This window comes from Falsihalocynthiibacter sp. CO-5D18, from assembly GCF_041205445.1.
In the GTDB taxonomy this organism is placed as follows: domain Bacteria; phylum Pseudomonadota; class Alphaproteobacteria; order Rhodobacterales; family Rhodobacteraceae; genus Falsihalocynthiibacter; species Falsihalocynthiibacter arcticus.
Window position 1 is genome coordinate 36447 of the sequence record NZ_JBGFCF010000020.1, and the last position, 12531, is coordinate 48977.

Below are 12531 nucleotides of genomic sequence, written 5' to 3' on the forward strand. Positions count from 1 at the left end.
ATGGGCCGTGTTCTTTTAGGGTATGTCTTTTTCCTCTTTGTAGGTTCCTTGTTTGGTTATGTTTTGGCCGTGGCCTATATCAACACGCAATTACAGCAGCCGGTTGGATTGTTCTATCCTCTCCTGAACGCTCAAAGCTTCGCGGGCGCCTTGCCAGAGGTTTTTGAAACAGCCGTCGTTATTCTGGGGGTTTGCGCGTTCGCGGGCTTGGCGGTTGGGGTGTATCTCGTGTCAGAACGTCTTACGATTTTTGGCACACCCCATTGGTTGACCCACCAAGAACTGCGGCAGGGAAAGTTCTTCAACAAACCTAGCCTCGGGTTTCTCGTTGCTAAAACGTCCAAGCCAAATCGAAAGGCAAAGTTCATTTCCTCAGAGAAGTTTCCGCACTGTCTGGTCATTGCCCCAACGGGGCGCGGGAAGGGGACCGGCTTCGTTATCCCCAACCTTTTGACGACAAAAGGATCAGCGGTGGTCCTCGATGTTAAGGGGGAGAACTTTGAGAAAACTGCGCGTCACCGCAAAAGTATAGGCGACAAAATTATTCGGTTTGCTCCAACAGATTTTAAGGGGTCGTCTCACCGCTACAACCCGTTGCTTCGAATTTATGCATTGGAGAATGAATCCGAGCAAATGTTCGAATTGCAAAAACTTGCAACGCTGTTTTTGCAGAGCGACAATTCCGCGAATGAAGGTCTTTTGCGCGGCGGAATGGATGCCTTTGTTGCAGGCGTGTTGACGGCTTTTGAGCGCAACTTCACGACAGTATCTTCGGGCCTGGATCTCTCAATTGCCATCTATGGTCTTCCGCTTCCTAACAATAGGGACGAACCACTTCAAAGGGGGAGGCTCAGACCCATGGGAGCTGACGTCAGACAGCCAAAACTATGCGTGATGCTGAGATGATTGGGGCGTAGAGGGCATAGGCGAGCCGCCGGATTTAGTAGCCTTTCGGTGTTGACGAACGCGTTCAAGACCCATCTGCGCGAGCAGCTCGCACAAATCGACGGTTTTTGCGTTTCGAAATTCTGACCTTCGGCCTCAATTTAGCGTCCCGCTAGCGTTTAAAATGCAAGGCTCCTCAAACAGACTGTCTCGATTAACAACTGACCGCACGCTGATAAGAGTCGAAGTGGTTGCTTTTGATCCGGAGACCAACACAATCATTCATTGAATAGTCGGCGAACTATAACAAAATTCAGCGTATCTGGCGAGTTCATGCCCAATGCCAGTATCCCCGGTGAGTTCTGAAATCTTTGAGAAAAAGGGGCTGTACACAAAAGTGTATTTCCGAGCCGTGTCACAAAAATATGCGTCTAATAGCTCGGGATTACATAGGCCGCTAGACCTGCAAAACCCCACCTGCGTAAAGAAATTGTCGATCTTTAGTAATGGCTTACGAATTATCGTGTCCTTGGACGATCGAAAAACACTGACTTCGAGCAAGGCAGCATAGCTGCGAGAACTCATCTTTTTAGAGCGGAAAACACCCACCAGGTCTGGCTGTCCCACCCAAAAATCGGCCAAATCCTGGCGTGCGCCTAGCAGAGAACTATCGGCGTATTGTTGGATATAGGAAATCGATCGCTCTTTTTTGCTATTTGCACGTGAAGAGGTCGTATCATAAAAATACTGGCCGACCCCAAACAACGCAACAATTACCGTCAGAATAGTGACTGCAGTTTCAAATCTCTTTTTTTCTTTTTTTGGGCTTTCAGCAAGAAGTTCGTCTTTTACTAACGAAGCTGAACCATCGCTATTTTTCGACAAGGCGACATCCATTTGGGTAAAATGCAAGCAATTCGTTACTCGTTGGCACGGTCAGAGATTCAACGCAACCTAAGTCTCCTGAATTCAACGCCACGACATCATCCGGACCTTCTTCGTTCGAAACAGAAATGTCCGGCGCGCTATTTTGAACCATATCCATCAAGCTCATCTGGCCGCTGCTATCTTGGTTGCAATCATTCATTGAAACGAACACAGTTTCTCCCTCTGAAATACTGTAGTCATCGGCATGGGAAGCCAAGCAGGATAGCCCTTCTGCGGTTACCAAAAAGTAGGGATCGTCGCCCGCGTTTGTAGTCCCTGTGAGCATCAAAAATGTTGTCATGGAAAGAAGAGTAAAGGTAAAAATCTGTGTCACTTGTCGTTTCCCATGCCTAAAAATCAGCTCAATAAAGAGTAAAGACATGCATGTTCTTTCTGTCAATGCTTCTCTGGGAGTTAAGGGTAGAACTGCCCTAGTGTGTCACCACAATCATTGGGTCAAGGAATATGCCAAGTCAAAATAGTTATCTAAGGTCAACTCCAAGCTCCGGATTAGTATGGACGGGTCGCGGTTAATACACTTCGTTGAGGTGGGCAAAATGTATTAGGCTTGATCGCAGGGAGTGTCTTTGGCAGGTTGAGATATGTGGTGTGTCACATGGTGGATCTCAATGGATCCCAATAATTGAGAGGACGACAACTTGAAGAGTTTTCTTTTGAGGCTTGGTCTCCTTGTCGGTCTGATTGGGCCTGTGCAAGCAGGGGAGTTTACCAAAGTATCATCGCAGCTTTGCGACGTAATTTTGACGGGCCAAATTGAAAAAGGCGATACCGAAGAGTTGAGGGAGCAGAGAAAGAACTGGGTGAGAGAAGATGAATTTGATACCGACGGGCTTAAGCTCTGCCTCGACAGCCCAGGGGGAAGCCTAAGTGAAGGGCTTAAAATGTTTGAGTTGATTTGGGACTGGAATGTGAAAACTCATATTCTACCTGGTGCTCGCTGTGAGTCTGCTTGTGCACTGGCTTTTTTAGGCGGCTCCTATGTTTTGGGCACGGGATTGACACGTGAGATACGACGAGAGATTTGGCCAAATGGACGGCTTGGGTTTCACGGCCCGCGTTTGATTTTCCCCGCGGAACAACAATTTCCGGGAGACCAGGTGAGCAACGCATTTAAAGTTGCATTAGAACTCGCCGCGCAAGTTTACGAGATCAACCGACTACAAGATCGAGAAAACGGAGCATTGACCGATCACTTGATGCATCAGTTTCTAAAAACGAGCCCTGATGATATGTATTATATTGAAACGGTTGGGGATGTTATCCTTTCTGAAGTTGGGCTGAATGGGGTCGATTACAACAACACTATGACCAAAGATGCCATTAAGAATGTATGCAACAATGTTTACCTCAAAGGCAGGTTTCCACTTGTCCGTGGATATTCGGAGTCAATCCATAGAGACTTCACTTCAGCCATCGAGCTGAACAATCGTCTGTTAGAATACGAGGACGACGAGGATTACGAATTCACCGTCGAATTTTCGCAGGGAGATGGTATGATCCGCGGCTTCGCCGGCCCTTTTCCAATTACAGATAGGAGTTATCGGATGGGGTGTTTCGTTAGCATCCCAGAGAGCCTAGAGAATTTCGAGTACGAGGATTTTGATCCAAATGATGGTGGCGACATCATAGTACAAATCTCTGAATACTACGCTCTTCGGGAAACCGATGTTTATTCTTTTTCAACGTGGTTGGACGAAGGTGAAACGGTCGAGGTTCGCAATGTCGCCCCTTGGTATATGTTGGATTTTTCTACCTCACTTAGTGATTTACCTAAGTCGGAGGCTTACTTCCAAGCCATCCAATAGGATGCACTACATTCCGGCGAAAGCCCCTGTTTCATTGACTAATTGCAGCCGTAATTGTCGCTTTCTCCAAAAGTGATCCTTTTGACGAAGATACATTTTCGAGCCGCAAAGCATCTCCGATTGAATTGAGATGTTCAATAACCCCACGCGCAAGCACACGAAGAATAGCACGCTGTCACTAGTTGATTATGAAACCAGAGAGCGTAATTGAATGAGGCAGGCGTCTTGCTAACTAAGGTCACACCTAAAAACCCACTAAAAAGAGGTGCTCCTGACACCCACTCAGTGGCTGCCCTTAGCTTGTTTGAAATGCAACAAGATTTACGGGACATCTTCGAGTATGTCGCGAACTTTACGGAACCGGCCTAAGCGCGGAAATTGTGACCTGTTGCCTGTTTTACGCGATGCATCCCATCTGAGTTCTGTAAAACTCGATTCTGCCTCCCGAAACGAATTCTGCCAAAGTATGTGCCTCCGTCTTCTTGAGTTTTAGAGAGCTTAAAAACATTTGGGTGTCATTTGGCTGCAAGAGGACTAATTAACATAACATTGATTATAGGACTTTCTCATGTAGCTGGGTGCGCGCTACCTCCAACTGCGAATCTTGTTAGAAAACAGTATGTTATCCGACAGGAGGAAGCGGTATGGGAACGACTTATACACAGCTTAGTATCACAGAACGCCGCAGAATTCCTTCTCATTGATTGCTTTGCAATCAACTGCCAGGCAGTGGAACGTTGGAAGTACGCTAAAGTCCCTGTCGATGACATGGCTCGCGTGTTGAAGCGCTGCCGTTCGACAATTTACAGAGAGTTGAGGCGTAATTATTTCTCAGATGAAAGTTTACCTAAGTACGCTGGTTACTACGGCTCTGCGGCGCAATTAAAGACTGCGGATCGGCGTGCAAGACAACGTAAGCTGATCAAACATCCTAGCTTATGCGACAGCGTAATTAGACAACTTAAGAACGGTTGGACACCGGAGCAAATTGGCAACCGGATGATCCTTGAGAAAGCGCCGCTAAGGGTCTGTCAGGAAAGGATTTACCGCTACATTTATTCCAAAGACGGCATGAACCAAGAATTGTGGTGGTATCTGCCGACCCATCGCATGTCGCGAAAACCACGCCGTGCGCGCAAACGCCAGCCACCTAAGTTCCATCGCGATGTCAGTATCTTGTTCAGGCCGGATGATGTTGCTCACCGACGTCAGTTTGGCCACTGGGAGGCAGATTTAATGTTGTTCAAACGAACGCTTGGACAGACAAATGTCACATCTCTAGTTGAACGCGTGAGCCGCTTCACACTGATCTTAAAGAACCCTAACAGACGCACAAAGCCGGTCATGCATTGCCCGGCAGGCGATACCCGTATCGCCGAGAGGGGGCAAGATTATGAAGGCAATCAAAGAATTGCCTCATGTCGCGCGCAGATCCATTACTTTTGATCGCGGCACGGAGTTTGTTTCCTGGCCACAACTGCAAGCTGAGATTGGCACGCAGACATGGTTCTGTGACCCCTCTTCACCGTGGCAGAAAGGCACGGTGAAGAACACCAATCGAAGGGCGAGACGTTGGTTGCCCCGCAAAAGAGACATTAGAAGAATGACGGATCACGACATCAAGAAATCAGTGACCGCCTGAACAGCACACCCCGCAAATGCCTCGGCTGGAAAACCCGCGCAGAAGTCTTCCGTGAAAAGATGTTGGAGGAAATGCGATGAGCGCCCTACCCTAAGGCCTAACAAGAGTCGCACTTCAAGCATCGCTCACACGCAAAGTTAAAGTGTCTCACATTAGCAAAGTTAAAATGTCACACTTCCCCGTCTGAAACAGGTTTGGCTGAGGGGGCACCAAAAGATTTTCCTAATGACTACGCCCATGTTCAGTCCTAAACTGCGTGCTATAAATATTAGTGTCCAAAGATTTACGAAAGGGATATTCCGTCCATGAAATATTGCACCCCTTTCGGCGCTCTTACATTTGCCGCAACGTTGTTTGGTTCCGGTTTTGCCACCGCTCAGACCGTGATGGACGGGGGTGGGTCGCTCGATCCGGCCAAACTAGAAGGTCTCTTTCCGGCCCGCGCGTATTCCCCTTATGCGGGCCGCAATTTTCCGGATCGGCCCTTTTTCGGCGACACCCATCTTCATACTGGAATTTCGATGGATGCGGGGGCGGCTGGTGCACGCCTGAGTCCCGCTGACGCCTATCAATTAGCCAAAGGCAAGGAGTTGACCGCATCAAGTGGCCAACAGGCGCGCCTCTCACGCCCGCTCTATTTCCTTGTTGTTGCCGACCATTCCGACAACATGGGCTTCTTTCCGAAACTCTTGGCAGGCGACCCGTCCATGCTGGCCGATCCAACAGGGAGAAAATGGTATAATCTGATCCAGTCCGGCCAAGGTGCCGAGGCCGCGATGGATATCGTCACCCAATTTGCGGCGGGTACATTTCCGCAAGCTCTGATGTCGTCACCCGATTCTCCGGCCTATAAATCGACGTGGGACGACATCATCAAAGCCGCAGACGAGGCCAATGATCTGGGGATATTTACCGCCTTTATCGGGTATGAGTGGACCTCGCTTGTTGCCCCCGGCAGCAACATGCACCGCAATATCATTTACCGCGACGGCGGCGATGTGGCGCGCCAAGTTTTGCCCTATACCACGCAAGCGCCCTACGGCAGCAACAACCCGCGCGACCTCTGGGATTGGATGGAAAACTACGAGGCAAAAACCGGCGGCGACATTCTGGCCATCGCCCACAATGGCAACCTGTCCAACGGTATTATGTTTCCGGTGATCGAGTCGTTTGACGGTAAGCCCGTTGATCTTGCCTATGCCCAGACCCGCGCCAAATGGGAGCCTCTTTACGAGAATACCCAAATGAAGGGCGATGGCGAGGCACACCCCTTCCTCTCCCCCAATGATGAGTTTGCGAATTTCGAAACATGGGACAAGGGCAACCTGAACGTCAGTGCCGCCAAAACCCCCGAGATGCTGCAGTATGAATACTCCCGCGAGGCCCTCAAGAACGGGATTTTGCTCCAAGACAAACTCGGCGTGAACCCCTACAAATTTGGCGTGATCGGGTCGACGGATTCCCATACCGGCCTCGCAACTGCCTCTGAGGACAACTTCTTTGGCAAGGTTTCGAGCATGGAACCCTCCGCCGAGCGCACATCGACTGTGTTCATGAAAACCGATATTGCCACCATCATGGAATGGGAAGTTGGCGCGGCGGGCCTTGCCAGCGTTTGGGCCACCGACAACACGCGAGAAGCGATCTTTGACGCGATGGCGCGGCGCGAAACCTATGCGACAACAGGCACCCGTTTGACCATTCGCTTCTTTGGCGCGTGGGATTTTGCGGCCGCGGATGCTCTCAGCCGCACCCCCGCGCAAATCGGCTATACCAAAGGCGTGCCCATGGGAACTGACCTCGGCCCCCGCGCAGGTGACGGAGCCCCGACCTTCCTTGTGGCGGCTCTAAAGGATCCAATCGGCGCCAATCTGGACCGCGTTCAGATTGTCAAAGGCTGGGTCGACGCGACGGGCAAAACACAGGAGAAAGTGTTTGATGTGGTCTGGAGTGACGCAGAGACCCGCCAACCCGCCAGCGATGGCAAAGTGCCCGCCGTCGGCAGCACAGTGGACGTAAAAGCGGCAACCTTTACCAACGACATCGGCGCCCCAGAACTCATCACGGTTTGGACCGATCCAGAGTTTGATCCAGCATTGCGAGCCTTCTATTACGCACGGGTCCTCGAAATTCCAACCCCGCGCTGGCCTGCCTATGATGCCGCATTCTATGATCTGGCCTTGGCCGAAGATGTGCGCGTCGAACTCCAAGAGCGCGGCTACACCTCCCCCATCTGGTACGAACCGCAAGGCTAATCCGAACATTTCTATGTACACAAAACCGCTACCATTGTACCAAATTTTCAGCACAATTTTTTTCTAGGGATTTGAAATGAAGCTAACAAAATATTTTGCCATAACTGTTTTATTCGCTGCGACGCCGGTTTTTGCTGACCCTTTATCCCTGTGGAATGACACCGAAACCAAAACGTCAATCATGGAGTTCGTTGAGGGTGTTACCGAGGAGGGCGGCGAAAATTTTGTGCCCGTGCCCGACCGCATTGCGGTGTTTGATAATGACGGCACCCTGTGGAGCGAAAAACCGTTCTATTTTCAAGGCCTGTATGCCATTGACCGCCTGCAGGAAATGGCCAAGGCCGACCCCTCAATCTTAACTTCTGACGTCCTCAAGGCCGCCAACAAGAACGATATGAAAGGGATGATGGCAGAGGGCGAAAAGGGTCTCCTCGAAATCGTCAACATTTCGAGCACCAATATCACCGTTGAGGCCTTTAAAGCGAGTTCCCACGAATGGCTCACCACCGCCAAGCATCCCACCACTGGGCTGATCTTTGCTGAAATGACCTATTCGCCGATGATCCAATTGCTTGAATATCTGCGCGAAGAAGATTTCACGACCTATATCGTGTCCGGTGGCGGCATTGATTTCATGCGGGCGATCACCCAAGAAGCTTACGGAATTCCTCCCGCACAGGTCGTGGGGAGCCTCGGCAAGACTCACTATGAAGTCAAAGACGGCGTACCAAGCATGATCAAAGATGGCGGCATTACCTTCGTCGATGACAAAGACGGCAAGCCCGTCGGCATTGATCGCTTTATCGGCCAACGCCCAATATTTGCTGCGGGCAATTCTGACGGCGACCTCGCGATGTTGGAATGGGTGACCTCGGGCGAGGGTCCCACCTTCGGATTTCTGGTCCATCACACCGATGCCAAACGCGAATTCGCCTATGACCGCGACAGCGACGTGGGCAAATTGTCCAAAGGTCTGGATGAAGCTGCGGCCAAGGGTTGGGTGCTCGTCAATATGGCCAAAGACTGGGCCGAGATTTGGGTCGGCAAACTGTAGCTCCATTTAGGCGGTGCAGAAATCGCATTTGCGCCGCCTAATTATCGGTATAGCCAGTTGAACCTGAATATAGTAGGAGGCATAACGACCCCAACGCCCCTGCGACGAAAGCTTAATGCATGACTTCCTTTTGCCATACAGACCCCGCCGCCAAGATCGGCGAGAATGTGACCTTGGGCTTTGGCGTCAGAATCTATGGCAACGTCGAGATCGGCGATAATTGCCAGATTGGTGATTTTTGTGTCATCGGACATCCCAGCATGAAGCCCGATTGCGCTCCACTGAAATTGGGCGCGAGTGCGGTGATCCGTTCGCACGCTGTAATTTACGAGGGCTCCGATATCGGCCCCCACCTTGAAACGGGCCATCACGTGGTGATCCGAGAAGGCGCACAGATTGGCGAAAACCTGCGTTTAGGCAATTATTCCGACATCGAAGGCGCGTGTCGCATTGGCGATTTCGTGCGGATGCACAGCTACGCCCACGTCGGTCGTGGCTCGCAGATCGGCGATTTCGTCTGGCTGTTTTCGCTCACCACCCTGATGAATGATCCCCTGCCCCCCTCGCATATCTCCGAGCCAGTAACGATTGGCGATATGGCGACGGTCTGCGTCAATGTACAACTCATGCCTGGAACTGTGATTGGACGCGGCGCGATGATCGCTTCGGGTGCGGTCGCGCACGGCCAAATTCCCCCCGCCGTTATTGTCTCAGGCACCGATGGTGAAGTCGCCGGTCCCGTGCATTTCCTGATGCATATGGCCTCGCGCACCCGTCATCCGTGGCACAAACATTTTGCCGATGCCTATCCAGAACGGGCACGGGATCGCATTGCTGCTTTAGGCGCCGAAATCGACGCTGAAGCCGCTGATTTATAGAATTTTCAAGGAGTAACGAAATGGATCGTTCAGAAATCCTCGCATTAATGAATATGGTTATGGTCAAACGTGGCCGCGCCGAAATTACCGATGAAACGGTCACAACACGCGTGGCAAATTTTCGCAGCCTCGACTTTTCCGAAGTCGCCCTTCGGATCGAAACCAAAGTCGGCGAGGAACTGGCGTTTGATGCGGCCTCCATGCGCCAGATCGAGACCGTAAAAGACGTTCTGGATTTCTTTGCGGAAATCACTCGGAAAGCCGCCTAGGCAATGACCGCCATCTGCTCTGACAACCAATTGTTTTTCGGCGAGACTGTCGAAACTTGGGCCAGCCTTCGGGCACAAACCCAAGCGCGTTTGGGTCAAGCAGAGGGCTATCTTGCGCAACGCTGCGTGTTTGTCGTTGATGATATGCGCGCTGCCCTTGGCGTTGTGGCCTTCGGCATTTCAAACGGTGCGATGGATTTCGGCGTCGTCGAGCGTAACCGCCTTTCGCCCGAAGTGAACGCGCGGTTTGCCGAAAATGGCGTGCGTTTGGTGGATGCCGTGAATGGCTCCCCCCTCGGAGATACCCCCGTTCAGGCCGAAGTTCAGGCGGGCCGTGTCACCGTTTTAACCTCCGGTACCACGGGTTTGTTGAAACTGATCCCCCACACCGCAGACACCTTAAACACCTTCGTTCAGGTTCGCGATTTGCCTGCCAACAACTGGTTCATGCCCTATCAAATCGGCTCCTACGCGTGGTACCAAATGGTGGCGCTTGGCCTTTTTGTGCGGGAACAGGGTCTTATACCCGCCGATTTCGACGATCTCGCGGGCAGCTTTGAGGCCGCGATGCGCGCCGAACATGTTACCGCGATTTCCTCGACCCCAACGTTTTGGCGCCATGCTCTCATGTCGATCAACGAAGCCCTTTTGGCCGCCGCGCCCATGCGGTCGATTTCCATGGGCGGCGAAATTGTCGATCAAACCATCCTCGATCGCCTCGCGGGCCTTTATCCCGCCGCCAAAATCCGCCATATCTATGCCTCTTCTGAGGTTGGGGCCGCGATTGTGGTGACGGATGGCAAGTCCGGATTTGACGCACAGCTTTTGGGCCGTGAGGGCGGCAAAATCGGCCTGAAAATTCAGGACGGGCGGCTTTTTGTGCGCTCGCCCTATGGCAACCACGCCGATGCGGGCGGCTGGATTGATACCGGCGATCTGGTCGAAGAGCGCGAGGGCCGCGTCTATTTTGGCGGCCGCGCAGGCAATACCATGATCAATGTTGGTGGCCAAAAAGCTTTCCCGCCTGACATCGAAGCCCATTTGTTAACACATCCGGACGTGGTCTGGGCACAGGTCACCGCACGGCGCGCGCCGATGGTCGGGCATTTGCCGCAAGCGACCATTGTGTTATCCCAAGTCAAAGACGCGGACGCCGCCGAAGCCATGCTGATCGCGCACTGCGAAGGTAAATTGGCCGATTACGCGACGCCCCGCATTTGGAATTTTATTGACAGCGTGCCCCTGCGGGCAAGTTTGAAAAGCTGAGGAGGCAGAAATGCACACCAAGAACCAATCCATCATTGTGTCGGGCGGCTCGCGCGGGCTTGGCCTGCATATGTGCGAGCAGCTTTTGAAAGAAGGCAACAAAGTTGCGACGTTTGCGCGTTCCCACACCGAGGCCATGGACCGCCTTGCCAAGGAATACGGCGACGCATTTTACTTCACTTCTCTTGATGCGGTTGATGCGGCGGGTGTTGCCCGTTTCGTCGCCGAAGTTGCCGACCGTTTTGGCGGTCTCGACAGTGTGGTTAACAACGCGGCCATCGGCCAAGACCAACTGTTGATGCACACCGATTTGGACACCATCCAAAACATCGTGAACATCAACATCATCGGCCCCACCCTTCTCACCCGCGCTGCAATCAAACACATGATCCTTGGCGGCGGCGGCAATATCTGCAACATCTCGTCGATCTGCGGCTCGCGCGGCTATGCGGGCTTGTCGGTTTATGCGGGTTCCAAAGGCTACCTCGACGCCATGATGCGCACCCTCGCACGCGAAGTCGGCGATGCTGGCATCTTTGTAAATTGCGTCGCCCCCGGCTTCTTTGAGTCCGAAATGTCGTCGGTTCTTAAGCCGGAACAACTCGACACCATCAAACGCCGCACGCCCTCGGGCAGTCTGTCAAACGACGAGAATATCTTCAAAGTTGTTGATCTGGTAATTTCGGGAACCGCGAATATTCAAGGGCAGGTTCTCTTTGTCGATGGCGGCATCACCAATTAAATTGCGCACTATCGCGCAAGTTTTTGGCGGAGAAATTCGCCAAGACGCGACCCTGAGCGGCCCCGCCAGCTATGATGGTGCGGGCCGACGGTTTGTTTTTCACACCGAAATGTCGCTTGAAGCCGTCGCGATCGACGTCGAATTGCGATCCGAACCCGCAAGCGCTCAATTAACCAAAGCCCTGGGCGAGGACGCCCTCAAACGCTGGACAGAAATCGAAGTTTTGGCCAAGCTCTATGACGTTCCGGCCCACATCGTCCTAACTCAGGTTCAATCCCTCAGCCCTCAAGACTGCGCCCAAAAATTTCCAGCCGAAATCCTGCGGTGCGACACCGCAAGCCACTTTATCGCCGTTGGTCGTAAGGGGTAAAGCTACCCGCCAGAAACCGTCACTTTGCCTTTAACGGACGCACCCTTGTGCATTTCCATCTCTTGCGCCGTGATATCTGCCGAGCAGTCCGCACCCGAGTGCAGCTCAACCGCTTCCGCCGAAACCGCCCCGCTCAAGTGGCCGCGTACATGAACCGTTTTTGCCGCAACCGAGCCTGCAACACGCCCTTCGGACAGGATATCCACCGAACTGCCGGTAATATCCCCGTCAATTTTTCCCGCGATATCGATATCCGCAGTGCCCGATAGGTTGCCTGTAATCACAAGATCTTCTGCGATGATTGTCTTCCCCACCATTCTTCTCCTGACAATTAAAACCGTTGCCAAAGGCTAGCCTGTCGCCCCCCCTTGCGCCACCACTATTTCCATCGCTTGGAAAACCGGCGCATTCAAGTCA

General features: G+C 52.2%; 12 protein-coding genes and 1 pseudogene. 10 read left to right on the forward strand and 3 right to left on the reverse strand.

From position 1 onward, the window contains the following. Nucleotides 1–906 carry a type IV secretory system conjugative DNA transfer family protein gene (locus AB9F27_RS19875; RefSeq protein WP_369758036.1) on the forward strand — a complete coding sequence of 302 codons (906 nt, stop codon included), beginning with the start codon at nt 1–3 and terminating at the stop codon, nt 904–906. 261 nt (nt 907–1167) lie between these two features. Here AB9F27_RS19875 and AB9F27_RS19880 read toward each other — a convergent pair whose 3' ends face one another. After that, nucleotides 1168–1770 (reverse strand): hypothetical protein, encoded by a 603-nt coding sequence (locus tag AB9F27_RS19880; protein ID WP_335586210.1) that lies wholly within the window; start codon nt 1768–1770, stop codon nt 1168–1170. Next, nucleotides 1757–2194 (reverse strand): hypothetical protein, encoded by a 438-nt coding sequence (locus AB9F27_RS19885; protein WP_335586209.1) that lies wholly within the window; start codon nt 2192–2194, stop codon nt 1757–1759. Before AB9F27_RS19885 ends, AB9F27_RS19880 begins: the two co-directional genes overlap by 14 nt. Before the next feature lie 277 nt (nt 2195–2471). On the opposite strand from AB9F27_RS19885, the gene AB9F27_RS19890 reads away from it, so the two are divergent. The 9 genes and pseudogenes from AB9F27_RS19890 to AB9F27_RS19930 all read left to right on the forward strand — a co-directional run bounded on the left by AB9F27_RS19890 (nt 2472) and on the right by AB9F27_RS19930 (nt 12114). Continuing rightward, nucleotides 2472–3638, forward strand: coding sequence for a hypothetical protein (locus tag AB9F27_RS19890; protein WP_335586208.1), 1167 nt, complete (start codon nt 2472–2474; stop codon nt 3636–3638). A gap of 699 nt (nt 3639–4337) precedes the next feature. Then, nucleotides 4338–5360, forward strand: a pseudogene (locus tag AB9F27_RS19895) (IS30 family transposase). 225 nt (nt 5361–5585) lie between these two features. Continuing rightward, entirely contained in the window at nt 5586–7535 is a 1950-nt protein-coding gene (locus tag AB9F27_RS19900; RefSeq protein WP_335586207.1) for a DUF3604 domain-containing protein, read from the forward strand. A gap of 76 nt (nt 7536–7611) precedes the next feature. Further along, entirely contained in the window at nt 7612–8589 is a 978-nt protein-coding gene (locus tag AB9F27_RS19905) for an HAD family hydrolase (RefSeq protein WP_335586206.1), read from the forward strand. Nucleotides 8590–8708: 119 nt separating this feature from the next. Beyond that, nucleotides 8709–9467 carry a hypothetical protein gene (locus tag AB9F27_RS19910; RefSeq protein WP_335586205.1) on the forward strand — a complete coding sequence of 253 codons (759 nt, stop codon included), beginning with the start codon at nt 8709–8711 and terminating at the stop codon, nt 9465–9467. A 20-nt stretch (nt 9468–9487) separates the two neighbouring features. Continuing rightward, nucleotides 9488–9736, forward strand: coding sequence for a hypothetical protein (locus AB9F27_RS19915; RefSeq protein WP_335586204.1), 249 nt, complete (start codon nt 9488–9490; stop codon nt 9734–9736). 3 nt (nt 9737–9739) lie between these two features. Beyond that, nucleotides 9740–11002: an AMP-binding protein gene (locus AB9F27_RS19920; protein ID WP_335586203.1), complete on the forward strand. Its 1263-nt coding sequence runs from the start codon at nt 9740–9742 to the stop codon at nt 11000–11002. 10 nt (nt 11003–11012) lie between these two features. Next, nucleotides 11013–11744 carry an SDR family NAD(P)-dependent oxidoreductase gene (locus AB9F27_RS19925; RefSeq protein ID WP_335586202.1) on the forward strand — a complete coding sequence of 244 codons (732 nt, stop codon included), beginning with the start codon at nt 11013–11015 and terminating at the stop codon, nt 11742–11744. Next, a complete protein-coding gene (locus tag AB9F27_RS19930) occupies nt 11725–12114 on the forward strand; it encodes a hypothetical protein (RefSeq protein WP_335586201.1) in 390 nt (129 codons plus the stop codon). The genes AB9F27_RS19925 and AB9F27_RS19930 overlap by 20 nt, the downstream gene beginning before the upstream one ends. 2 nt (nt 12115–12116) lie before the next feature. Here AB9F27_RS19930 and AB9F27_RS19935 read toward each other — a convergent pair whose 3' ends face one another. Next, nucleotides 12117–12431: a polymer-forming cytoskeletal protein gene (locus tag AB9F27_RS19935; protein WP_039004259.1), complete on the reverse strand. Its 315-nt coding sequence runs from the start codon at nt 12429–12431 to the stop codon at nt 12117–12119. Between the last annotated feature and the right edge of the window lie 100 nt (nt 12432–12531).